This window comes from Pseudarthrobacter equi (assembly GCF_900105535.1).
Classification (GTDB): Bacteria; Actinomycetota; Actinomycetes; order Actinomycetales; family Micrococcaceae; genus Arthrobacter; species Arthrobacter equi.
Window position 1 is genome coordinate 1,006,964 of record NZ_LT629779.1, and the last position, 21,220, is coordinate 1,028,183.

A 21,220-nucleotide genomic window follows, 5' to 3' on the forward strand; every position below is an offset into this window, starting at 1 on the left:
CAAAAAAAACTTTCCTGAAAGAGGCGTAACCTTTCGCCGCCCGGGGACGATTACCTTTATGTAGCGCCGGCCTGGAACTTGTCCCCCATCACGTTCCAGGCCGGCTCTTTAACTCTCCGGCAGCAGGGACAGCTGCGCACGGCCGGAACCGGCAGTGCACGTGGCGGTCCGGTGCGCGGTGGTTACTGCGGGGTAAAGTAAGCGGGCAAAGGCATTCCGGCAACGGGCCTTCCTGCCCAGCCATCCCCGCACCGACCAAAGGCACCACGTCCGTGACCGATGCACTGACAGACGAGTCCCTGCGAGATCCAGATTCTGGTTCCTCAGCCTTCGGCGTCGTCTACCGGACGTATGCGTCACAGGTATTGGGCTATTTCAAAGCCCGTGGAGCCGAGGATCCGGAGGCAGCAATGCAGGAGGTCTTCCTTTCTGTTTTGCCACGCCTGAACTCAGTGAACGGCGGCAGCGCAGGCCTGCGCACGTTCATCTTCTCGGTGGCCCACGCCCGCATGGTTGACGACCACCGGCGGCAGAGCCGCACCCCGGCCAGGCTACCCTTCGAACCTGAACTGGACGGGCGGGAGAACCCGTCCGCTGAAGCGGAAGCGCTCGAACGGATGGCGCCAGGAGAAATCGTGGGGTTGCTGGAATCTTTGCAGGACGAGCAGCGGGAAGTGCTGTCACTGCGCTTGGTTGCCGGGCTCACCGTCGAACAAACAGCGGAAACCATGGGGAAGAGCGCAGGAGCTGTGAAGCAGCTGCAACGTCGCGGCATCCTCAAACTGCGCGAAGCTGCGGCAGTGAAGGAGTACCTGCGGCCATGACCACACCCGAAAGCAGGCTGCGCGAACTGGTCGATGAAGTCCTCACGGACGCAGGCCACCCGGATGACGCCGCACTTCGAAGTGCACTCGAATCGATTGGCTCCCTCGCGTCGCTTCCCGTTCCCGAGCCCTCGGGAGAACTTGCCCGGCTGCTGGCTGGCGGCGGGGACGAACTGGCCCGCCGCCGTCGCTCCAACCGTCACCGTCCCACTGTGGTGGGACTTGCAGTGATTGCCGGAATGGGGCTGGGTATTGGCGGCGTAGCCGCCACGGCCGGCAGCGCACCCGGCAGCAGTGCAGCATCCGTACAGCACTTGCTGGGGGACTGGTCGCCGGATTGGGCGATCACCCACGGCGTACCGGCAGCGCCCACGCCCGAATACCGTGGAGTGGCGGTCCCTGCAGACCAAACTCCGGATTCGGTTCCCGCAGCCAGTTCCGCCTCTGGTTCCGCCGGAACCCCGGAGGGCACCGGCATTCCCCAGGGCAAAGAACTGCGGCCGCACGGCGAAGGTTTGGCTGGTTCCGCTGGAAGACCCGAATGCGGAAGCCCGAAGCAAACCGCGGCAACTCCTGCGGGCATCTGCCCGCCCGCAGCCGAACCATCAGGACAGCCGGACGGGCCGAGCAACCACATCGGCGGGGGATCGACGCGGGGAACGGCTGCGCCCGGGAACGCGGACAAGAAGAAGGTGCCGGACGAAGGCATTCCCGGCCACGCAGTTCGCGGCCAGGACCAAGCCGATCCCGGAGCCCCAGGACGTGCACTCGAGAACAGTGCCGGGCCAGGGAAAGCGGGACCAAAACAAGCCGCTGACAGCGGACCGGGAAGGGCCGCACCGGAAAAGCCCGGCCCGGCAAGCTCCCGGCAAGGGACAGGTACAGGAGATGCCCGGGTAACCGCTGCCGGCGGCAAATAGCTGCCCATCGGCCCGGCAGTCTGCGGCCCGGGTTAGGCTGATGTCATGGGCCACACGAACGATCCTGCAGTCATTGAAAGCCTCATGCGGACCAAAGGGCGGTGGGCCATCGTCGGCCTGACCACCAACGAGTGGCGCTCCGCCTACGACGTGTCCTTGTTCATCCGGGACCAGCTGGGCATGGACATCATCCCCGTCAACCTTGCCGGCGATACCGTGCACGGCGAACCGGGGTACCGCACCCTGGCGGAGATTCCGGCGGAAAAGCAGCCCATCGACGTCGTGGATTGCTTTGTGAACTCGGAGAGGGTTGGCAAGGTCGTGGACGAGGCGATCGCCGTCGGGGCCAAGGCTGTCTGGCTTCAGCTGGGCGTCATCGATGAAGCCGCCGCGGAACGCGCCAAGGCCGCTGGCCTGGACGTTGTGATGAACTCCTGCCCGGCCCAGCAGGCCTGGAAGTTCAAAATCTGAGCCTTGCGGGAGACTAGCCCCGCTTCAGGAGGTCCGGGTAGTGCCGCTCGGTGACGTCCGGGTGCGCCCGCATCCTGCCCTTGAGCATGTTGAGCCCAAAGGACGCGAGCAGCGGGTTGCTGGGATCGTCAGTGATGCCGCGTGCGGCTGCCTTCAACTCCGGGGCCAGCGGAACGGGCTGGATAACCGAGTCCAGGCGGGGCGACCAGAAGAACGGCACCGAGTAGCGGTCCACGCCCGGGGGCGGTGCCTGCACGCGGTGGATCGTGGCGGCAAGGTACCCCTCGGTGGCTACTTCCAGCATTTCGCCGAGGTTCACCACCAGTGCTCCGGGAAGGGGCTCCACTGGAAGCCATTCGGAGGTCCCCGGCGGTTTTACTTCCAGGCCTCCAACATCGTCCTGCAGCAGGAGCGTCACGAACCCGTAGTCCGCATGGGAACCTACGCCCTGGTCACCGGCCTCTTTGACCACGCCGCCAACATAATGGACCAGTTTTCCCATCCATGCCGGTGCTTCCCGGAACGGTTCGTCGAAATAGTCCTCGGGCTGTTGCAGCGTCACGGCAATGGCGCGCAGCAGTTCCATCCCCACCCCGGACATCAGTTCCGCCCAAGCCATGGCTGCCGGCTTTAGTTCAGGGAACGCTTCGTCGGGCCACTGGTTGGGTCCCTGCAGCAGCCAGTACGGCTGGTCCGGCGGATAGCTGTCCACGGGCGGACGCTCGGGGGAGTAGTCGATCTGCTCGCGCGCATCCGCCCGCCCCTGCGTCACTTCGGTTCCCATCCGGGTATAACCGCGGAAGTGCGGGGAAAGCCGGTTGTCCAGCTTCATCCGTTCTTCGAGGGGAAGGTTGAAGAACCGCCGGACGGCGTCAAGGAGCTGGTCCGCCTGCCCTGGCGAACCCCCGTAACCGGTGATTTGGAAGAAGCCCACGTCATGGGTGGCATGCCGCAACTGCTCGATGAATTCCGGACTGAAGGTCCCGTAGGGCTGCCGTGCGGTACTCAAATCCAGAACAGGTATGGCTCCCTGGTCGTGTGACATCCTCGCAGACTAGCACCGTAAGGATGCGCTTTATAGGCTTCGTTCATGGACCCCGCCCTGCTGCGAAAAATCTGCCTCTCATTCCCCGGTGCCTTCGAGGACTACCCGTTCGGACCGGAGATTGCCGTCTTCAAGGTCCGTGCCCACGTAGCCGGAGGGGCCCGGCATGAGGCGAAGCTCTTCGCACTGTCCTCCATGGATCCCGGCGATTTCTACGTGAACCTCAAATGCGATCCCTCCTTGGCGGTTCAGTTGCGGGCCGCGCACGCCGCGATCGACGGGGCCTGGCACATGAACAAGACGCACTGGAATGGTGTCCGCCTGGACGGGTCCCTCCCGGAGGACATGGTGCGGGACATGGTGGAGGACTCCTATGACCTGGTGGTTGCCGGCCTGAGCCGCAAGCAGCAGGAACAGCTTGGCTGGGCACGCCTGGGACGTTCGGGTGAATGAGGCACGGGCGGCCCGCGGCAGCCTGAACTATCCGGGTGTTGGAAGTACAAGGCAGGGTACGACGCCGGCGGGGTACGCCAGCGTCGTGGAGGAGGTGCGCCTGGGGTCGGGGCTGCCGCTGTTCCGTCGCGTCGCGGACGGCATCCTTGGGTGGGAACTGCAGCGGCGCGCGGGCCTCCGTGTCCGGGCGGAGTCCCCACAGGCAAGGCCGGGCGTCCGCGTGGTCAGCGGCTTCGGCGTCGGCCCGTTCCGCCTGAACGCGCCGTGCGAGGTGGTTTGGGTCCGGGAACCGTCCGCGGACGGCATGCCACAGGCAGCAGGTTTTGGCTACGGGACGCTTCCGGGACACCCCGCCCGCGGCGAGGAATCCTTTGAGGCGGTCATCGACGCCTCGGGTGCGGTCTACCTCCGGATCCGTGCTTTCAGCAAGCCGGCCAACTGGTTCTACGCCACCGGCGGACTGGTCACCCGGGCGGCCCAGCGGTACGTTACTTCCCGGTACATTGAAGGGGCACGCACACTCGCCGCGGAAGGAACGTCCCAGTGATTTTTATCGTCGTCAAGTTCAAGGTCAAGCCGGAATGGTCGGAGCGCTGGCCGGAGCTGGTGGCAGACTTCACCGCGGCAACCCGGCAGGAGCCCGGCAACCTCTGGTTCGACTGGTCACGAAGCCTGGACGACCCCAACGAGTACGTCCTTGTTGAAGCGTTCAAGGACGACGCCGCGGGCGACCACGTGAACAGCGAACACTTCAAGAAGGCCATGGCGGACATGCCGCAGGCCCTCGCCGAAACTCCCCGCATCATCAGCCGCCAGCTCGAGGGCGACGGCTGGGACCGCATGGGCGAGCTCACCATCGGCTAGGGAAGGACCGCGGCCATGTGGGTCGGCTGGATCGAGTTCGACATCCTCCTGGGCGACGTCCAAAGCCTCAAGGAGAAACGGTCCGTTATCAGGCCGCTCCTTGCTGAACTAAAGCGTCGCTTCGACGTGTCCGTGGCCGAGGTGGGGGACCACGACCAGTACCGCCGCACCAGGGTGGGCGCCGGCCTGGTGGCAGCCGACCGCGCGCACCTCGTGGAGGTGCTCGACGCCGTCGAACGCTTCGTGGCGGGCCGCCCCGAAATCGAGCTGCTCAGCGCCCGCCGCCGGGACCTGCACAGCGAGGATTAAGCGGGCGCAATGGCTGGCGGAGGGGAGATTAAAAACGATTGCTCCGTAACCGCCGTTTTGAGGGCTCAAAAGGGCAATTACGGAGCAATCGAAGGGGAAGGGATCAGCCGAAGTACTTCGGCAGCGTCCCTTCGTGGGCTTCGCGGAGGGCGTCGAGGGACAGGCTCTCCACGCCGTTGATTTCCAGGGCGCCGCTGGCAGCGTCCACCACGCCGATGCGGGTGTGCGCGAAGCCGCGGGCGGTGCACATGTCCGTGAAGCGCACTTCCTCCGAGCGGGGAACGCCCACCACGGCACGTCCCTGGGATTCGGAGAACAGTGCCGTGAACAGGTCCACGCCATCGCGGTCCATGACATCCTGCAGCGCAATCCGCGCGCCGACGCCGTAGCGCAGCGAGGACTCCACCAGCACGGCGGCCAGGCCGCCCTCGGAGAGGTCGTGTGCGGCGTCGATCATGCCGTCGCGGGAGGCGTTGATCAGGATCTCACCCAGTGCGCGCTCGGTCTCAAGGTCCACCTTCGGCGGCTGGCCGCCCAGGTGGCCGCGCATGTTGGCCCACTCAGAGCCGTCCAGCTCGGCAGCGGTAGTGCCCAGCAGGTAGATCGCCTGGCCATCCTCACGCCAGCCCGACGGCGTGCGGCGGGCAACGTCGTCGAGCTTGCCCAGCACCGCCACCACGGGGGAGGGGTGGATGGGGGTGGTGCCCGTCTGGTTGTACAGCGAGACGTTGCCGCCGGTGACGGGGATGCCGAGCACCTGGCAGGCGTCGGACAGGCCGCGGATCGCTTCGGCCAGCTGCCACATGACATCCGGGTCCTCGGGGGAGCCGAAGTTCAGGCAGTCGCTGACGGCCATGGGGATGGCACCTGCGGTGGCAACGTTCCGGTACGCCTCGGCCAGGGCCAGCTGTGCACCGTGGTAGGGATCGAGGTAGGTGTAGCGGCCGTTGGCGTCGGTGGCCAGGGCAACACCCAGGCCGGTTTCCTCGTCAACGCGGACCACGCCGGCGTCGTCCGGGAACGCCATGGAGGTGTTGCCGCCCACGTACCGGTCGTACTGGTTGGTGATCCAGGACTTCGAGCACATGTTCGGCGAGGCCACGAGTTCCGTCACAGCCTTGGCCAGCTCGGCGGGTGCAGCGGGGCGGCCGGCATCCTGAACAGAGCCGGTGAAGGTGTCTGCCTGGACCGAATCCTGCCACTCCGGGCGGGCAAACGGGCGGTCGTAGACCGGGCCGTCGTGCGCCACGGTGCGGGGATCGACATCGACAATCACGTCGCCTTCCCAGGTGATGATCAGGCGGCCGGTGTCGGTGACCTCGCCCAGCCAGGAGTACTCCACGGCCCACTTGTCCATGACGGCCTCGAACGCTTCCACGTTCTCCGGCGTCACAACGGCCATCATGCGTTCCTGGGACTCGGACATCAGGATCTCGCCCGGGGTCAGCGTGGGGTCGCGCAGCAGGACGGAGGTCAGCTCAACCTGCATGCCGCCGTCGCCGTTGGAGGCGAGCTCGGACGTGGCGCAGGAGATGCCTGCCGCGCCGAGGTCCTGGATGCCCTCCACCAGGGAGCCCTTGAACAGCTCAAGGCAGCACTCGATGAGCACCTTTTCGGCGAACGGGTCGCCCACCTGGACGGCGGGGCGCTTGGACGGCTTGGTGTCATCAAAGGATTCGGAAGCCAGCACGGAAGCGCCGCCGATTCCGTCGCCGCCGGTGCGTGCACCGAACAGGACCACCTTGTTGCCCTTGCCCGAGGCGTTGGCAAGCCGGATGTCCTCGTGGCGCATGACGCCAACGGCAAGGGCGTTGACCAGCGGGTTGCCCTGGTAGACGGAGTCGAACACCATCTCGCCGCCGATGTTCGGCAGGCCCAGCGAGTTGCCGTAGCCGCCGATGCCCGCCACGGCGCCGTGCATGACGCGGGCGGTGTCCGGGTGGTCGATGGCGCCGAAGCGCAGCGGGTCCATGACGGCAACGGGGCGTGCGCCCATGGAGATGATGTCGCGGACAATGCCGCCAATGCCGGTTGCCGCGCCCTGGTAAGGCTCAACGAACGACGGCGAGTTGTGCGATTCGATCTTGAAGGTCACGGCCCAGCCGTCCCCCAGGTTGGTGACGCCGGCGTTCTCGCCGATGCCCACCAGCATGTCCTTCTTCATTTCCTCGGTGACCTTTTCGCCGAACTGGCGCAGGTGGTTCTTGGAGGACTTGTAGGAGCAGTGCTCGCTCCACATGACGGAATACATGGCCAGTTCGGCGCCGGTGGGGCGGCGGCCCAGGACCTTGACGATTTCGTCGAACTCGTTCCGCTTCAGGCCAAGCTCGGCCCACGGCAGGTCCGTCTTCGGAGTCTTGCCGGCGTTCTCCACCGTGTCGATGTTGAACTTCTTGGTGGTTTCGGTGGTCACTTGTCGCCTCCCACAATCTTGGTCAGTACGGAGGTGAAGAAACCGAGTCCGTCTGTGTCGGACCCGCCGACACCGGCGGAGCCGGACAACGCAGTCTCGGGGCCAAAGCCCGGTTCCACGGCGTGCTCGGGGTGCGGCATGAGGCCCACCACGTTGCCGGCTGCATTGGAGATGCCGGCGATGTCGCGGCGCGAACCGTTCGGGTTGAAGCCCACGTAACGGAAGACGACGCGGCCCTCGGCCTCGAGGGCGTCCAGGGTCTTGTCGTCCGCGATGTACTGGCCATCCTGGTTCTTCAGAGGGATGGTGATTTCCTGGCCCGCTTCGTAGTCCAGGGTCCAGGCAGTGTTGCTGTTCTCGACGCGCAGGATCTGGTCGCGGCACAGGAACTTCAGGTGATCGTTCTTGATCATCGAACCCGGCAGCAGGTGCGATTCCGTGAGGATCTGGAAGCCGTTGCAGATGCCCAGGACAGGCAGCTTGGCGTCACTGTTGGCGGCGTCGATGATCTTGGACATCAGCGGCGCGAAACGGGCAATGGCGCCGGCACGGAGGTAGTCACCGTAGGAGAACCCGCCGGGGATGACGACGGCGTCCACGTCACCGAGTTCGGTGTCGCCGTGCCAGAGTTCGACGGCGGTGGCACCGGCCAGGCGCACGGCGCGGGCGGCATCCCGGTCATCAAGGGTGCCGGGGAAGGTAACGACGCCGATCCGGGCGCCGGCGAGGCGCGGCTCCGCCGCGACGGCGATGGCCTCGCCGATCAGGGGAAGTTCAGTCATCTCAGGCCTCGACGACCTCGACGTTGACGACGTCCTCGATCACGGGGTTGGACAGGAGGGTTTCGGCGGCGTCGCGGGCCTGGGCCAGGATCTCCTCCGTCACCTCGCCGTCCACGGTCAGTTCGAAGCGCTTGCCCTGGCGGACAGAGCTGAAGCTGGTGAAGCCGAGGCGGGGAAGAGCGCCGACGATCGCCTTTCCCTGGGGGTCAAGAATCTCGGGCTTGGGCATGACGTCAACAACGATCCGGGGCATCCGGCAACTCCTGTGCGTGAGCTTGGGTAAGGGCGCAGCGGAGTGGTGCCGTCTCACGCCGTACCGGTAGTGGGGGCACACTGTAAGGCAGTGTTCCAGACTTTGTGGACGGGCGCTCCGCGAGCTTGCCTTATCATTCTACCGGCCCGGCGGCCCCACCCTGTATTCGGTAGATCCACGTCACGGTGGGGCCCGCAAAAGCGGAATCCGGCGCTTCCGGCCAATCCCGCTATGGAGTTGAAACGGACCCTTCACTAGGATGACGGGATGGCAGAGAATTCGAAGTCCGTCCTTTTGCCAGTGATGGCCGCAGCCGTATTTGCCGGCCTGGGCCGGATGGTCTTCCAGAAGATCAAAGCCGACCGCCGTGCCCGGGAAACCCGCACGGCCGGACCGGTGGACGAGAAGACCCGGCAATGGATCAGCGACGTGGTCCGGACCCCCCGGCAGTAGCGTCCTGCCGCGGATTCCCGCGCCCTGCCCCTGACGCGCAGGGCTTCCCGGGCTGCCCGTCAGGGTCCCCGCCAGCGCTGTATATGACTGGCGAAAATTCGCCGTATGTGCCCTATGTCATATTCGGCTATCAGTCTGTACTCTGTGAACCGGCTGGTCTTATCGAATTACAAAACCTGTAATTCCCTGTACCAAGCCGGTCGTTTCCGGCCCTCTAATCCTGACAGGCCGGTTCATCGTGAAAGGGTGCACGTGAAATTAACAGGAAAGAGCCCTGCAAGGGGCGGCGGGTTCCGGAGGGCTGCAGCGTTCTCCGTGGGGATTCCGCTGCTTCTTGGTTCAGTGGCAGCCGTGCCAGCCACGGCAGCCCCCGCCACGGGGCAGGTTCCGTCGGTCCAGCAGAAGAACCTTGATCCCAAGGACTACCAAGCCGGCCGGTACATCGTGGTACTGGCGGAGAAGCCCGCAGCCACCTATGCAGGCGGCACCGGCGACCTGAGCGCTACGAAACCCCAGAGCGGAAAGAAGCTCGACGCCGGGCGGCCCGAGGTGCAGCGCTACCAGCAGCATCTCGAAACGCAACAGCGCGAGATCGCCAAGGACGAAAGCGTCCAGATCAAACGCAACTTCACCGCCGCCATCAATGGCTTCGCCGCGGATCTCTCCGCCGACCAGGCGCTGAAGCTGGCCAAGGATCCGAAGGTCCTCATGGTGGCGCCGGATACCGAGAACGCGCCGGACTACTCCACCACCGATTTCCTTCAGCTCTCCGGCCCGCAAGGCATCTGGAATACATCCTTCGGTGGCACGGAGAACGCCGGCAAGGGCGTTGTGGTGGGAGTCATCGACTCCGGCTACACCCCCTCCAGCCCTTTCTTCGCCGGAACCGACGTCAAGCCGCTGGCCGGAAACCCCGAGGTGGGCGTGCCCTACCGGACAGCAGACGGCAAGATCGCCATGTTGAAGTCCGACGGCGACACGTTCGTGGGCGAATGCCAAAAAGGCGAAGGCACCGGGGCAGCTTTCGACGGCAGTGCCTGCAACTCCAAGGTCCTCAGCGCCCGCTACTTCGCCGACGACTTCAAGAAGTACGTCCCGGAGGCCAACCGTGCCCCCGAGGAAGTGCTCTCTCCCGTTGACGTCGGAAGCCACGGCACCCACACCGCCAGCACCGCAGCCGGAAACGCGAACGTCAGGGCCAACCTTGGCGGCCGCGACATGGGCATCACAGGCGGCGTCGCTCCGGCGGCCAAACTCTCCATCTACAAGGTCTGCTGGGAAGACACCGACCCCAACACCGGCGGCTGCTACAGCTCCGCATCGGTGGCCGCCATCAACCAGGCGATCCTGGACGGCGTGGATGTCCTGAACTACTCCATTTCGGGCAGCACCTCCACCACCACGGACCCAGTTGCTTTGGCGTTCCTCTCCGCAGCCTCAGCCGGAGTCTTCGTTTCCGCCTCCGCAGGCAACAGCGGCCCCACGGCCAGCACCGTGAACCACGGCGCACCATGGCTCACCACTGTCGCTGCCTCGTCCTTCTCCACCGAGCTGCAGGGAACTGTTGAATTCGAGGACGGCAGCAAGTACCGCGGTGCCAGCCTGATGGCCAACAACGTCCCGGCCAGCCCGCTGGTCCTCGCAGCATCGGCTGCAGCAGCAGGAGCCGCAAGCCCCGAACTCTGCGGACCGAACACACTGGACCCCGCCAAGGTGGCCGGCAAAATCGTTGTCTGTGACAGGGGAGTTGTTGACCGCGTTGCCAAGAGTGCCGAGGTCAAGCGCACCGGCGGCGTCGGCATGATCCTCGTCAACGTCACCCCGTCCTCCGAGGACGTGGACCAGCACGCCGTACCCACTGTCCACGTGAATCCGCCGGCAACGCAGCAGATCAAGGACAAGCTGGCGGCCAACCCCGCCATCAAAGCCGCGCTGGTGAACAAAGACACCACCGGCCTGCCGCAGGAGCCCCAGCCGCAGATCGCCGGATTCTCCTCACGAGGCCCGCTGCTGGCCACCGACTCCGACCTGCTGAAGCCGGACGTCGCCGCTCCCGGCGTCGCCGTGCTGGCCGGTGTCTCTCCCATCGGTGAAGCCGGCGCCCAGTTCGGCATGATGTCCGGCACATCGATGGCCGCCCCGCACGTGGCAGGCTTCGGTGCGCTGGTCCTGGGCAAGAACCCCACCTGGTCTCCCGCCACGGTCAAGTCAGCCATGATGACCACCGCTACGGACGTCAAGAACGCGGACGGCAGCCGCAACACAGATGTCTTCGCCACCGGCGCAGGCCAGGTGTCCGTTGCCAAGGTCCTGGACCCGGGCCTGGTGTACGACGCCAACGAGACCGACTACCTGAAGTTCATCCAGGGAACCGGACTGGACCTGGGCATCCCGGATCTGGGAACCACCGCGCCGCGCGACATGAATGTGGCCTCGTTTGCGCTGGGCTCACTGACCGGCAGGCCTGAGGTCACCCGCACGGTGACCGCGCTGACCCCCGGCCTGTACCGCGCCCAGGTGAACGTGCCGGGCGTCAAGGTCACCGTGACCCCCTCGATCCTGAACTTCAGCGCGGTGGGCGAAAAGCGGACGTTCAAGGTCAAGTTCGAAAACGCCTCCGCCCCCACGGGCCAGTTCGCCATGGGCAGCCTGGTCTGGCAGGGTGCCGGCAAGAATGTCGCTTCACCGGTAGCGGTCCGTCCGCAGTCCGTAGTGGCGCCGGCGAATGCCGCCTTCAGCTCAGTGGGCGGGACCGGCCAGGGGAAGATTCCCGTGGTGTCCGGAACCAACGCACCGGTCAGCATGACGGTGGACGGCCTGTCCAAGGCGGATTCAACTGCCGTGGAACTGGTTCCCGGGCCGCTGGCCCTGGCGAACAACACCTCCAACGCCATGAAGCAGGTGACGGTGGCGGCGGGTTCGCCGCTGGCCAAGTTCTCCGTCTTCTCCTCGGACGAGAACGCTGACTTCGATCTCCTGGTGTTCACTCCGGATGGGAAGCAGTTGGCCTCCCAGACGGTGTCCGCCAGCGAATCGGTGTCCGTCAGCAATCCCAAGGCCGGCGTGTACACAATGTTCGCCAACCTCTACGCCAGCCCTAACGGCCAGCCCACCAAGGCATCATTGGATGCTGCGGTCCTGGGTGCCAACATGGGCAACGCCTCGGTCAGCCCGAACCCGCTTCGGCTGGCGAACGGTACTGCCGGTGACGTGACGTTGTCGTGGCAGAACCTTGAACCGGGCTCCTACATCGGCCGGGTCAACTATTCCGGGGGTGCCACTCCCACCTTTGTCTCGGTGGTGGTAACCCCGGGTGCCGGTGCCGTGGTCCCGGATGACGAGCAGACAGACCCGGGCAAGAAGGACAAGAAGGACAAGGTCAAGAAGGAAAAGAAGAAGAAGGAGTTCCAGGACGAATCGGGGAGCTCCAACCTGGGGATCTAGGCGCCAGCCTCCCAGGAGGCCCGGAGCCTGAATAACCGGACAACTGATGGCCGGCGGACCGACTGCGATCCGCCGGCCATCCTTGTCTTGGGCCGGGTAACCGTCCGCCTAGGTAGTACCGGCGGCTCCGGCAGTTCCGCCCAGCAGTGGAGCAAGGGCCCGCCACCGGGAAATCTCGCAACCATCGGTCAGGGTCAGCGTCGTGTGAACACGCCTGCCCTGGAACGTCCCCGTGACGACGGCCTGCTGGGGCCCGCCATACTGCTGGGTACACAGGCGCGGCGGCCCGGGTTCCGGGAAGAAGATCGCAGGTCCGTGTTTCAGGACAGCGTCGAGGGCGGCCTGCGGGTCCGGTACGGTCGAGCCGGGGGACACCTTGCCGTGGCTGGCCTGCAGGGTGAATTTATGGTGCGGGCCGTCAGGCGTTTCGCTGAGGTTGATGACCAGGTGGACGGATCCGGGGTCAGGCTGCGCCTTGTTCTCCATGGACTTCTCCTTTCGCGGACCTGGTGGTCTCGCCTGTGGCCTCCGCCAAAGACGCTGCCAGCCGGCCCCGGAGTATTGCGGCTTCCTGGGCAAAGCCACGCTGCCGGGCAACGTAGTCGGCCTTTCCATCGGTGGTCTCAATCCGGATGGGCGGGTAGCCCCAGCCGGCGAGGTCGTAGGGGGAGGCCTGCATATCCATGGCGCGGATCCGCCAGGAGAGCTCGAAGCAGTCCATGACCAGCTCGCTCGGAAGTGCCGGAAGCAGCTTGTAGGCCCACTTGTAGAGGTCCATGTTGGCATGCAGGCAGCCGGGCTGTTCCATGTGCCGTTGGGAGTCCCGGGTAGGCAGGTGCTCATTGAGCGGCAACGCATCAGGAGTATAGAAGCGGAACGCATCAAAGTGGGTGCAGCGGATGCGGTTATCCTCCACCACCTGGTCGGTTCCCTCCGAACCCAGGCGCAGTTTCAGGTATTCGTGGCGCAGATCGAACTTGTCCTGGCGGTACACCATGGCCCATTCGTGCAGGCCAAAGCAGCCGAACTGGGCAGGCCTTGCCGCGGTTCCGCGCAGGATGATCTCCGCGAAGGCCACCGCGTCCGCACGGTCGGCCAGGAAGGCGGCCCGGTCGAAGGTGACCGCCGTGCTTCCCGCAGGCAGGCCGAGCGCAGCCAGTTCGCCGTCGTCGAGCACCCGGTAGTGCTTCCAACCGCGCCGGGCCTCGCCCGCGCTGCCCGCGAGGACGGTTCCGGCGCCCGGGTGCCAGCGGCGAAGCTGACCCGGTTTTTGCGTGTAGTAGGTGAAGAGGAAGTCCTCCACCGGATGTTTCCGTCCGGCGGACCTCCGCTCCAAATAGGGATCCGCGTAGCGGCCGACGCGCAGCTGGTGGGCCTCTTCCCTCGCCCGCCACTCGTTGGCCGCAAGGAGCTTAAGTTGCTCCACCGGCGCCTCCCAGTATGTCTTTCGCGGCGTCCCAGGCGCTGATCTCGCAACCGTCCGTGCGGGCGAAGGATGCTTCGACGGCGGTTCCGTCAACCACTCCGCTCACGGTCGCCTTTTCCGGTCCGCCATATTGCTGGGTGCAGGCCTGGGCCGTGCGGGGCGCCGGGTTCAGCAGGGCCGAATTCCGTTTGAGGGCGGCGCAGGCGGCGTCGGCCGTCGGGTGGCTGCTTTCGCCTGCCGGCACTCCGGCTTCGCACACCAGCGTGTAGTTGACTGCGGCTTGGCCTTCAGCCGGAATGACAGTGATGGCAAGTTCGGCATTGCCCTGGCCAGGCCCGGCAGGCAGCGCGGACGGGGAAGCGGGCGGCGGGGCCGGAACTGACGTTTCGGTGTCCGGGGACGGAGTGGCTGTTGACGGGGGCGCGGTTGCCGAAGACGTGGCGGAGGAGGTTGGCGACGGAGCCGGGGACGTGGACGGCGGGTTGCCGCCGTCCGGGCCACCGGTGCAGGCGGAGAGCAGCCCCGCGGTGACGGCAAGGGCCGCTAGGTGAAGCCGCACGTTACGCATGGTCCGACGCCTCATTCATGCCTCGATTCTAACTTCCCCGGGTTGTCCCGCGGGCTGCGCTGATCCGGGCCTGTGCGCTGGAGGGGAGTGTGCTGCGCTGCCTATGACTCCGTGCTGCCGGATGTGGCGGCGATGAGCGCCATCATGCTGGCGTGCAGTTCGGTGACCTGCCCGCGGGTCAGTCCCAGCCTGTCCATCATGGTGCCGGGAACCTTGAGCGCCTCCTGCCGGAGGGCGGCTCCCTTCGGCGTGAGTTCCACCGACAGCGCACGTTCGTTCCCGTCAGCGCGTTGCCGGGTGATGTATCCAGCGGCTTCAAGGCGGCGCAGCAGCGGTGAAATGGTGGCGGGTTCCTGGGCCAGGGCTTCGCTGATGTTCCTGACGGTGCGGGGACTTGTTTCCCAGAGCGCGAGCATGACGAGGTACTGCGGGTGTGTCAGGTTCAGTTTTTCGAGGACGGGCTTGTAGGCGCCTACGACGCTGCGGGAAGCCACGGTCAGGGCGAAGCACAACTGGTGCTCCAGGAGCAGGTCGTCTTCACGGGTGTCCGGGGCGGCTGCGGTGGTCATTGGTCCTCCAACTGTTAGTGCACTAATAATTAGCGTACACTTTTGGTAGGCAGAATGTCAGATGGAAGGAAAGTTCATGGCCAGGCGCAACACTGAAGACAGGGGTAACGCTTCCCAGCGGTTCATGCGGGCCACCGGCAAATTGCGGGCAGTCTTCGGGCCGGCCAACCGCTCCGCCCTCGGCCACGCCATGACCGAGGAAAACCGTCGGCTGCTCGCTCAGCGCGAGGCTGAAAGCCAGCAATGGGAAACCATCACCCGGCCGGACGGAAGCACCTACGTGGTGCCAAAGGATCCGGGCGACAAATCCCTGCGCTGACGGGCCTGCGGTTCCGTCACTAGCCAATCGGCCGCCGCGCCCCGCCGTGAGGTGACGCCCGATGGTCCGGAGCTTTTTGCACCTTCCCGGCGTAAAATGAGGGGCACCGGCTCCCGGGTGGAGCCAATGGCTCATTTCCTCGCACCGGGGAAGGGGGTGGAAAACAGTGGCACACGTACTCAGCGGATTTATGAGCATGACGGACCGGCTCCGCTTCTTCTTCGGTCCAGCGACCCGGCTCGATGCCGATACTCCGGTGATCCACAGGCACGATGACTTCGAGCAGGCCTCGGAGGAGGACCTTTCGCACTTCGTGGTGGAAACCGACTCAACAGGCCACCACTACGCCGTCCGGCTGGAAGACCTGGAACGGGAAAGCTGAACCCTTCCGTAGACAGGTCCCGGGCCGCACAGCATGAAAAAAGCCGGGCCGCCTTCCATGAATCAATGGAAGGCGGCCCGGCTTTTTGTCTGCCGGCGGCGGTCAGCGGCCGGTGCCGCCATACACGGTGGCTTCGTTGTCGCTGTCCAGCTCGAACGCATTGTGGATGACGCGCACGGCCTCATCCAGCAGGTCTGCATGGGTGACTACGGAAATCCTGATTTCCGAGGTGGAGATCATGTTGATGTTGATGCCGGCGTCGGACAATGCCTTAAAGAAGGTGGCCGAGACGCCCGGGTGGGACCGCATGCCGGCTCCGATCAGGGAGAGCTTGCCGATCTTCTCGTTGTACTCGATGGTTTCGAAGCCGATCAAGTCCTGCGCGGCGTGCAGGGCGGCAAGGGCATCGGCGCCCTCAATGATGGGCAGCGTGAACGAGATGTCGGTCTTGCCGGTTCCGTGGGTGGACACGTTCTGGACGATCATGTCGATGTTGGAATGGGCGTCGGCGATGACCTGGAAGATGGCCGCGGCCTTGCCCGGGATGTCCGGAACGCCCACAACGGTGACCTTGGCTTCCGAGCGGTCGTGCGCAACGCCGGAGATGATTGGCTGCTCCAAGGCAACTCCCTCTTGAGTGGTGATCTTGTCTTCGGCGCTGGGGATGACCCAGGTGCCTTCGTGCTGGCTGAATGAGGAACGGACGTGCAGGGGCACGCCGAACCGGCGGGCATACTCGACGCACCGGAGGTGCAGGATCTTGGCGCCGGACGCCGCGAGCTCCAACATCTCCTCGCTGGAAATGGTGTCGATCTTCTGGGCGGACGGGACCACCCGGGGATCGGCCGTGTAGATGCCATCCACATCCGTGTAGATCTCGCAGACGTCAGCTTCCAGTGCCGCAGCCAGGGCCACCGCTGTGGTGTCCGAGCCGCCGCGGCCCAGGGTGGTGATCTCGTTGGTGCTTCGGCTCATGCCCTGGAAACCGGCCACAATGGCGATATTTTCCTTGTCCAGCGCGGTGCGGATGCGGTGGGGGTCAACATCGATGATGCGGGCCTTGCCGTGGATGCCATCGGTAATCATGCCGGCCTGCGACCCCGTAAACGACTGCGCAGACGCGCCGAGTTTGTTGATGGCCATGGCCAGCAGGGCCATGGAAATACGTTCGCCGGCGGAGAGCAGCATGTCCATCTCGCGGGCCGGGGCGGAGTCGGTGACCTGGGCGGCGAGGTCCAGGAGTTCGTCGGTGGTGTCGCCCATGGCGGAGACCACCACAACAACCTCGTTGCCGGCCTGCTGGGCGTTTACCACCCTGGCGGCCACACGCTTAATGCCGTCAGCGTCGGCAACGGAGGACCCGCCGAACTTCTGCACGATGAGTTGTTTGGTTACCGCACCGCCGGCCTGCAGGCCCTGCGGCTGCGTCGCGTTGTGCACTTCGGTAGTGGGCGTACTCATGGCGCATACCTTCATCGGATCAATGGGATTTTCGGAAGCCAGGCAGCGGGGCGGCCCGGCATCCTCCGACAGTTTATCGCCGCCCGTACCGCGCCGCTGAATTGTGACCGAATCTCAGCCCGGAGGACGACAACCCGGGCATGGCCGCTGGCGTACGCTCGGAGGATCAGCATGCAGCAACACTGTGGGGGGACAGGTGCGCACACTATGGCAATAATTTCGGAACAGTCCGGCGGGCAGCAGGTTCCCGACGACGGAATCACGGCCCGGGGGGTAAGCCGCAGCTTTGGCGCCGTCCGCGCGGTGGACCATATGGACTTCCACGCCCCGGCGGGCATGGTCACGGCACTCATCGGCCCCAATGGTGCAGGAAAGACCACCCTGCTCCTCATGCTGGCCTCGCTGCTGGCCCCGGACCAGGGCACCATCACTGTTGGCGGGCTGGACCCTGTCCGGAACCGCGCGGAGGTCCGGAGCCGGTTGGGCTGGATGCCGGACACCCTGGGGGTGTGGGAATCGCTGACGGCCCGGGAGATCCTGACCCAGATGGCCCGGTTCTACCGGCTACCAGCGTCCGGGATCGCCGCGCGGGTCACCGACATGCTGGAGCGTGTCCGGCTGGCAGACCTCGCCGACCAGCCCGCCCGGGTCCTGTCCCGCGGGCAGCAGCAGCGGCTGAGCCTGGCGCGCGCACTCATCCACGATCCGTCGGTGCTGCTCCTGGACGAGCCTGCATCAGGCCTGGATCCGGGGTCCCGCGTTGAGCTGCGGACCACACTCCGGCAACTCGCCGCCGAAGGAAAAGCCGTCGTGGTGTCCTCGCACGTGCTCAGCGAACTGGATGAGATCGCGGACGGTGCGGTGTTCGTCAACAACGGACGCACGGTCCGGCAGCAAACCACCGAGGAAGCGGTCGCGGCTGGCCGCCGTTATGCGATCACGGCGGCCGACACAGCTGCGCTCGCCGCGGAACTGGAGCGGCTGGGACTCGAATTCCGCCGCGAGGAAGGCCGCCGGCCGGGCGTCAGCCTCGTTCTGCACAACGAGGTCGGGGCGGAGCGGCTCCTGCGGGACCTGGTGCTCGCCGGCGTCGGAATCCGTTCCTTTGCCCCGGCCGTCGGCGCGTTGGAGGAGACCTACATGAACCTCGAAGGGGAACGGCGATGAGCAGCATGACGGAAAACCGGGAAGGAGCCGCCCGCCGCGGAACGCCCGGCCCCTACATGGCCGGAATCGGGCATGTGGTGGCCCTGGAGCTGAAGCAGCGGCTCCGGTCCCGCGGCTGGTACATCATGCTGGCCATCTGGTTCGCCCTGACCGGACTGGTGACGTGGCTGACCTGGGCAAGCTGGAGCGCCTCGAATGCCTTCCAGCGCGACTTCGGTGGCGTATCCGGAACACGATCCACCGGGCCGGGTTCGCTGATCTTTGAAGTGGTGCTGGCGTTCGTCCTGCTGTTCGCGCTGCTGGTGGCGCCGGCACTGTCTGCCAACGCCGTGAACGGTGACCGGGCGGGCGGCACCTTGGCCATCCTCCAGGTCACGCTGCTGGAACCGGGCCAGATCCTCTGGGGCAAATTTTTCGCCGCCTGGGCGGCGGCCCTGGCGTTCCTGGTGGCCAGTACCCCGTTCCTGGTAATTGGCGTAGCGCTGGGCGGCCTGACTCCCGCCTACATACTGGTATCGCTGGTGATGCTCGCCGTTGAGGTGGGCATTGTCTGCGCCATCGGCGTCGGGATTTCCGCGCTGGCCGGGCGCCCCTTGTTTTCCATCGTGGTGACCTACCTGGCGGTGGCCGGCCTGGTGGTTGGCACCCTCATCTCCTTCGGGCTGGGCACCGGGCTGACCCAAGGCACAGTAATGGCCAACAATCCGCAGTACCGTGCCTACGCGCCGCTGCAGTCAGAGCCCGTGGACGCCGGATACACCTGTTCCGGACCTCTTCGAGAACAGTCCGCCCTGCATACCGAGCGGGTGGCCTGGACGCTTGCCATGAACCCCTTCGTGGTGGTGGCGGACGCCATTCCGTACCCGGACAGAACGGAGCGGCAAAACTTCACGTCCATCGGCGCGATCGAAGGCATCAGCCAGGCGGCCCGCCAGGCCATGGCCGGGCCGGAAGGGACCACGCCGTGCGTCAACGGCAAGGTCCAGCCCACATACCTGGGGCAAAAGACCCCGCTGTGGCCTGCCGGCCTCGGCCTCCAGCTCGTGCTGTCCGGGCTCCTGATGTGGCTCGGCTGGCGTTCGCTCCGGACGCCCGCCCGCAAGCTCGCCCGCGGGACCCGCATCGCCTGAGCAGGCCGGCAGGCTGAACCCGAACCCGCCGGGCGGGACCTTTCGAGGGTTCGGCCTGACGGGATCTGGACAGCCCGGCGCCGGTATCCCACGATTGAACCAGTTGTAACGCAGCTGGCCGGCAATCGCCGGCCGCTTCCGGGGCTGGGGCCTGTCCAGGGAAGGCGGACCCGGCATGCCCAATCAGCGGCAACCTTCCGAAGGTCCCGCGCCGGAGCCATTCTTTGAGCCGATCGGCCGGGACACTTCCCCTCCGGGCGCGGACTCTTCCGGGTTCCCGGACGCAGGGACTGATGACGACGACGGCGGGCGTCCGGCCGGTCCCGCGTTGCGGGCGGCGGTGCTTTCGGCAGTCGTGGCTTGGCGGGGCAGTATTGCTTCGCTTCGCTTCTGGGCCGTTGCCGTGGGCGCAGCGTGTGCGACGTGGGCCGTCGCCGCAGGCCTGGTGTGGGTGTCGGCCCCCGCGGAAGGCGACCTGTCCGGCTTGGTTCCCGCTGCGCTGCTGATCTACGTCCTTGCGTCCTCGCTGCTTCCGGCTGCGGCGGCCCTGGTGGGGATGCACTGGGGCATGGCCTGCCAGCTGCGGCGAGCCTCGACCGGAGAGCCTCATCCGGGCTATCTTGCAGCCGTCCTGGCCACCGCACTGCAGGGCCTGGTGTTCGCAGTGGTGGTGCTGGTCAGTCTTCTCATCCAGGCAATGGCTTCCGGTGGCCCCGGATCCGTCGCTGTCACCTCGTCAGGACTGGCGGTCGTGGAAGGGACCCTGTTCGGTGCCATGGGTGTTGCGATGGCCGCCCTGGTGCGTGGCCCTGTCCTGGCAAGGGTGGCGGGTTGGGTGCTCGGCCTGTTCCTCGTGGCGGGGACCCTGGTTGCCGGCGCCCTGCTGGTGCCTGCTGTCCGCTCCGAAGAACCCGTTACTGTGGCGCTGAACGTTCACCGGGCCGCAGACGGGACTCCCGTTGCCTACGAGTGCTCGCAGATCCCGGCCGGAACCGTCGAGGTTTACCGGACGGAGCGGATCATGTGGCTGCCGGCTGTGAGCCGCATTGTGGTGTTGACGATGCTGGCCGGTGAACCGGGGCCGGGGCAGGAACTGCCCGGCTGGCTTTCTGCGGAACTGCAGGCCGCGGCCGACGGCCCCAGGGTTCCGTGCGTCAACGGGGAACCGAGGAGCACGGATTCGCCGCGAACGCCCCTCGCAGCGGCTGGCCTCCTGCTGCAGGCTGGCTTGACCGGCGCCTTGCTGGGTGGCGCGCACGTGGCGGCGTCCCGCCGTCGTCCGCCTGCCTGACAGTTCCGGCGCTCTGCACTTGCCGTTATGTCCTTGCCCCGGGCCCGGGGTTAGCTCAGGGCGTTCCGCCGGCCCTCGAACGCGCGGCCCAGCGTGACCTCGTCCGCGTACTCCAGGTCGCCGCCGACGGGCAGCCCGGAGGCCAACCTGGTGACAGCAATCCCGATGGTTTTGAGCATCCTCGCCAGGTAGGTGGCTGTAGCCTCGCCCTCCAGGTTGGGGTCGGTGGCGATGATGACTTCCTGGATGGCGCCGTCGTTCAGCCGGGTGAGCAGCTCACGGATCCGCAGCTGTTCGGGGCCGACGCCGGCAATCGGATTGATGGCTCCGCCCAGCACGTGGTACCGCCCGCGGAACGAGCGCGTACGTTCCACCGCGAGGACATCCTTGGACTCCTCCACCACGCAGATGATGGCGGGATCGCGGCGCGGGTCGCGGCAGATGTTGCAGAGCTCCTGCTCCGTGACGTTGCCGCAGACCGTGCAGAACTTGACCCGGTCCTTGACCGTGGTGATGGCTTCCACCAGCCGCTTCATGTCCTGTGGATCTGCTTCAAGGATGTGGAATGCCAGCCGCTGCGCCGACTTGGGACCGACTCCCGGAAGGCGTCCGAGCTCGTCGATAAGCTCCTGGACCGCACCTTCGTACACAATTCCCTCTTTAGCTTGGTTTGGTT

At 66.0% G+C, this 21,220-nt stretch carries 24 protein-coding genes; 14 read left to right on the forward strand and 10 right to left on the reverse strand.

From position 1 onward, the window contains the following. Nucleotides 1-272 precede the first annotated feature (272 nt). Genes BLT71_RS04600 through BLT71_RS04610 form a run of 3 tightly spaced genes read left to right on the forward strand, consistent with a single transcriptional unit; the run spans nt 273 to nt 2,215 of the window. Nucleotides 273-824 (forward strand): RNA polymerase sigma factor, encoded by a 552-nt coding sequence (locus BLT71_RS04600; protein WP_091717992.1) that lies wholly within the window; start codon nt 273-275, stop codon nt 822-824. Then, nucleotides 821-1,744 (forward strand): hypothetical protein, encoded by a 924-nt coding sequence (locus BLT71_RS04605; protein ID WP_091717993.1) that lies wholly within the window; start codon nt 821-823, stop codon nt 1,742-1,744. The genes BLT71_RS04600 and BLT71_RS04605 overlap by 4 nt, the downstream gene beginning before the upstream one ends. A gap of 45 nt (nt 1,745-1,789) precedes the next feature. Continuing rightward, on the forward strand, nt 1,790-2,215 hold the full coding sequence (locus tag BLT71_RS04610; protein ID WP_091717995.1) for a CoA-binding protein: 426 nt from the start codon (nt 1,790-1,792) through the stop codon (nt 2,213-2,215). A 13-nt stretch (nt 2,216-2,228) separates the two neighbouring features. On the opposite strand, the gene BLT71_RS04615 is transcribed toward BLT71_RS04610, so the two are convergent. Continuing rightward, nucleotides 2,229-3,260, reverse strand: a complete 1,032-nt coding sequence (locus BLT71_RS04615; protein WP_091717997.1) for an isopenicillin N synthase family dioxygenase — start codon at nt 3,258-3,260, stop codon at nt 2,229-2,231. A 45-nt stretch (nt 3,261-3,305) separates the two neighbouring features. On the opposite strand from BLT71_RS04615, the gene BLT71_RS04620 reads away from it, so the two are divergent. The 4 genes from BLT71_RS04620 to BLT71_RS04635 are packed head-to-tail and all read left to right on the forward strand — an operon-like array spanning nt 3,306 to nt 4,886. Continuing rightward, on the forward strand, nt 3,306-3,713 hold the full coding sequence (locus BLT71_RS04620) for an MmcQ/YjbR family DNA-binding protein (RefSeq protein WP_091717999.1): 408 nt from the start codon (nt 3,306-3,308) through the stop codon (nt 3,711-3,713). Then, entirely contained in the window at nt 3,706-4,260 is a 555-nt protein-coding gene (locus BLT71_RS04625; RefSeq protein WP_091718001.1) for a DUF1990 family protein, read from the forward strand. Before BLT71_RS04620 ends, BLT71_RS04625 begins: the two co-directional genes overlap by 8 nt. Continuing rightward, on the forward strand, nt 4,257-4,577 hold the full coding sequence (locus BLT71_RS04630) for a putative quinol monooxygenase (RefSeq protein WP_091718003.1): 321 nt from the start codon (nt 4,257-4,259) through the stop codon (nt 4,575-4,577). Before BLT71_RS04625 ends, BLT71_RS04630 begins: the two co-directional genes overlap by 4 nt. Before the next feature lie 15 nt (nt 4,578-4,592). Further along, nucleotides 4,593-4,886, forward strand: coding sequence for a DUF503 domain-containing protein (locus BLT71_RS04635; protein ID WP_091718005.1), 294 nt, complete (start codon nt 4,593-4,595; stop codon nt 4,884-4,886). Between the two features lie 103 nt (nt 4,887-4,989). Here BLT71_RS04635 and purL read toward each other — a convergent pair whose 3' ends face one another. The 3 genes from purL to purS are packed head-to-tail and all read right to left on the reverse strand — an operon-like array spanning nt 4,990 to nt 8,334. Then, nucleotides 4,990-7,299: a phosphoribosylformylglycinamidine synthase subunit PurL gene (gene purL / locus BLT71_RS04640; protein WP_091718007.1), complete on the reverse strand. Its 2,310-nt coding sequence runs from the start codon at nt 7,297-7,299 to the stop codon at nt 4,990-4,992. Then, nucleotides 7,296-8,081 (reverse strand): phosphoribosylformylglycinamidine synthase subunit PurQ, encoded by a 786-nt coding sequence (gene purQ / locus BLT71_RS04645; RefSeq protein ID WP_091718010.1) that lies wholly within the window; start codon nt 8,079-8,081, stop codon nt 7,296-7,298. The genes purL and purQ overlap by 4 nt, the downstream gene beginning before the upstream one ends. Nucleotide 8,082: 1 nt before the next feature. Beyond that, a complete protein-coding gene (purS, locus tag BLT71_RS04650; RefSeq protein WP_015935902.1) occupies nt 8,083-8,334 on the reverse strand; it encodes a phosphoribosylformylglycinamidine synthase subunit PurS in 252 nt (83 codons plus the stop codon). Nucleotides 8,335-8,601: 267 nt separating this feature from the next. On the opposite strand from purS, the gene BLT71_RS04655 reads away from it, so the two are divergent. Both BLT71_RS04655 and BLT71_RS04660 read left to right on the forward strand, forming a co-directional pair. Then, the gene (locus BLT71_RS04655; protein WP_091718013.1) at nt 8,602-8,787 is read left to right on the forward strand and encodes a hypothetical protein; all 186 of its coding nucleotides are present in this window, start codon (nt 8,602-8,604) and stop codon (nt 8,785-8,787) included. Nucleotides 8,788-8,901: 114 nt separating this feature from the next. Next, nucleotides 8,902-12,231, forward strand: coding sequence for a S8 family serine peptidase (locus tag BLT71_RS04660; RefSeq protein ID WP_231994444.1), 3,330 nt, complete (start codon nt 8,902-8,904; stop codon nt 12,229-12,231). A gap of 108 nt (nt 12,232-12,339) precedes the next feature. Here the strand turns inward: BLT71_RS04660 and BLT71_RS04665 are convergent, their stop codons facing one another. The 4 genes from BLT71_RS04665 to BLT71_RS04680 all read right to left on the reverse strand — a co-directional run bounded on the left by BLT71_RS04665 (nt 12,340) and on the right by BLT71_RS04680 (nt 14,794). Then, the gene (locus tag BLT71_RS04665; protein ID WP_091718017.1) at nt 12,340-12,717 is read right to left on the reverse strand and encodes a serine protease inhibitor; all 378 of its coding nucleotides are present in this window, start codon (nt 12,715-12,717) and stop codon (nt 12,340-12,342) included. Then, nucleotides 12,695-13,657: a 3-methyladenine DNA glycosylase gene (locus BLT71_RS04670; protein WP_091718019.1), complete on the reverse strand. Its 963-nt coding sequence runs from the start codon at nt 13,655-13,657 to the stop codon at nt 12,695-12,697. The genes BLT71_RS04665 and BLT71_RS04670 overlap by 23 nt, the downstream gene beginning before the upstream one ends. Continuing rightward, nucleotides 13,644-14,225 carry an SSI family serine proteinase inhibitor gene (locus BLT71_RS04675; protein WP_091718021.1) on the reverse strand — a complete coding sequence of 194 codons (582 nt, stop codon included), beginning with the start codon at nt 14,223-14,225 and terminating at the stop codon, nt 13,644-13,646. Before BLT71_RS04675 ends, BLT71_RS04670 begins: the two co-directional genes overlap by 14 nt. Nucleotides 14,226-14,326: 101 nt before the next feature. Continuing rightward, a complete protein-coding gene (locus BLT71_RS04680; RefSeq protein WP_091718023.1) occupies nt 14,327-14,794 on the reverse strand; it encodes a MarR family winged helix-turn-helix transcriptional regulator in 468 nt (155 codons plus the stop codon). A 76-nt stretch (nt 14,795-14,870) separates the two neighbouring features. On the opposite strand from BLT71_RS04680, the gene BLT71_RS04685 reads away from it, so the two are divergent. Together BLT71_RS04685 and BLT71_RS04690 are read left to right on the forward strand one after the other, a co-directional pair. Continuing rightward, nucleotides 14,871-15,113 carry a hypothetical protein gene (locus tag BLT71_RS04685; protein ID WP_015935909.1) on the forward strand — a complete coding sequence of 81 codons (243 nt, stop codon included), beginning with the start codon at nt 14,871-14,873 and terminating at the stop codon, nt 15,111-15,113. 166 nt (nt 15,114-15,279) lie between these two features. Then, nucleotides 15,280-15,495 (forward strand): hypothetical protein, encoded by a 216-nt coding sequence (locus BLT71_RS04690; protein WP_091718025.1) that lies wholly within the window; start codon nt 15,280-15,282, stop codon nt 15,493-15,495. A 102-nt stretch (nt 15,496-15,597) separates the two neighbouring features. On the opposite strand, the gene BLT71_RS04695 is transcribed toward BLT71_RS04690, so the two are convergent. Then, complete coding sequence (locus BLT71_RS04695; RefSeq protein WP_091718027.1) at nt 15,598-16,956, reverse strand: aspartate kinase; 1,359 nt, start codon at nt 16,954-16,956, stop codon at nt 15,598-15,600. Nucleotides 16,957-17,163: 207 nt separating this feature from the next. Here BLT71_RS04695 and BLT71_RS04700 point away from each other — a divergent pair, with 207 nt between their 5' ends. The 3 genes from BLT71_RS04700 (at nt 17,164) to BLT71_RS04710 (ending at nt 20,544) form a co-directional block, all read left to right on the forward strand. Next, nucleotides 17,164-18,123 (forward strand): ABC transporter ATP-binding protein, encoded by a 960-nt coding sequence (locus BLT71_RS04700; RefSeq protein WP_091718029.1) that lies wholly within the window; start codon nt 17,164-17,166, stop codon nt 18,121-18,123. Next, nucleotides 18,120-19,253 (forward strand): ABC transporter permease, encoded by a 1,134-nt coding sequence (locus tag BLT71_RS04705; protein WP_091718031.1) that lies wholly within the window; start codon nt 18,120-18,122, stop codon nt 19,251-19,253. The genes BLT71_RS04700 and BLT71_RS04705 overlap by 4 nt, the downstream gene beginning before the upstream one ends. A gap of 175 nt (nt 19,254-19,428) precedes the next feature. Further along, entirely contained in the window at nt 19,429-20,544 is a 1,116-nt protein-coding gene (locus tag BLT71_RS04710) for a hypothetical protein (protein WP_231994445.1), read from the forward strand. Between the two features lie 50 nt (nt 20,545-20,594). On the opposite strand, the gene recR is transcribed toward BLT71_RS04710, so the two are convergent. Beyond that, nucleotides 20,595-21,194, reverse strand: a complete 600-nt coding sequence (gene recR / locus BLT71_RS04715) for a recombination mediator RecR (RefSeq protein WP_091718033.1) — start codon at nt 21,192-21,194, stop codon at nt 20,595-20,597. Between the last annotated feature and the right edge of the window lie 26 nt (nt 21,195-21,220).

Bases quoted from the DNA above. Each gene is read 5' to 3' on its own strand.
- BLT71_RS04605 (WP_091717993.1), top strand. From the start codon at position 821: ATGACCACACCCGAAAGCAGGCTGCGCGAACTGGTCGATGAAGTCCTC.
- BLT71_RS04610 (WP_091717995.1), top strand. From the start codon at position 1,790: ATGGGCCACACGAACGATCCTGCAGTCATTGAAAGCCTCATGCGGACC.
- BLT71_RS04615 (WP_091717997.1), bottom strand. From the start codon at position 3,260: ATGTCACACGACCAGGGAGCCATACCTGTTCTGGATTTGAGTACCGCA.
- BLT71_RS04620 (WP_091717999.1), top strand. From the start codon at position 3,306: ATGGACCCCGCCCTGCTGCGAAAAATCTGCCTCTCATTCCCCGGTGCC.
- BLT71_RS04635 (WP_091718005.1), top strand. From the start codon at position 4,593: ATGTGGGTCGGCTGGATCGAGTTCGACATCCTCCTGGGCGACGTCCAA.
- purQ (WP_091718010.1), bottom strand. From the start codon at position 8,081: ATGACTGAACTTCCCCTGATCGGCGAGGCCATCGCCGTCGCGGCGGAG.
- purS (WP_015935902.1), bottom strand. From the start codon at position 8,334: ATGCCCCGGATCGTTGTTGACGTCATGCCCAAGCCCGAGATTCTTGAC.
- BLT71_RS04655 (WP_091718013.1), top strand. From the start codon at position 8,602: ATGGCAGAGAATTCGAAGTCCGTCCTTTTGCCAGTGATGGCCGCAGCC.
- BLT71_RS04660 (WP_231994444.1), top strand. From the start codon at position 8,902: ATGTCATATTCGGCTATCAGTCTGTACTCTGTGAACCGGCTGGTCTTA.
- BLT71_RS04665 (WP_091718017.1), bottom strand. From the start codon at position 12,717: ATGGAGAACAAGGCGCAGCCTGACCCCGGATCCGTCCACCTGGTCATC.
- BLT71_RS04675 (WP_091718021.1), bottom strand. From the start codon at position 14,225: ATGCGTAACGTGCGGCTTCACCTAGCGGCCCTTGCCGTCACCGCGGGG.
- BLT71_RS04680 (WP_091718023.1), bottom strand. From the start codon at position 14,794: ATGACCACCGCAGCCGCCCCGGACACCCGTGAAGACGACCTGCTCCTG.
- BLT71_RS04685 (WP_015935909.1), top strand. From the start codon at position 14,871: ATGGCCAGGCGCAACACTGAAGACAGGGGTAACGCTTCCCAGCGGTTC.
- BLT71_RS04695 (WP_091718027.1), bottom strand. From the start codon at position 16,956: ATGAGTACGCCCACTACCGAAGTGCACAACGCGACGCAGCCGCAGGGC.
- BLT71_RS04700 (WP_091718029.1), top strand. From the start codon at position 17,164: ATGGCAATAATTTCGGAACAGTCCGGCGGGCAGCAGGTTCCCGACGAC.
- BLT71_RS04705 (WP_091718031.1), top strand. From the start codon at position 18,120: ATGAGCAGCATGACGGAAAACCGGGAAGGAGCCGCCCGCCGCGGAACG.
- BLT71_RS04710 (WP_231994445.1), top strand. From the start codon at position 19,429: ATGCCCAATCAGCGGCAACCTTCCGAAGGTCCCGCGCCGGAGCCATTC.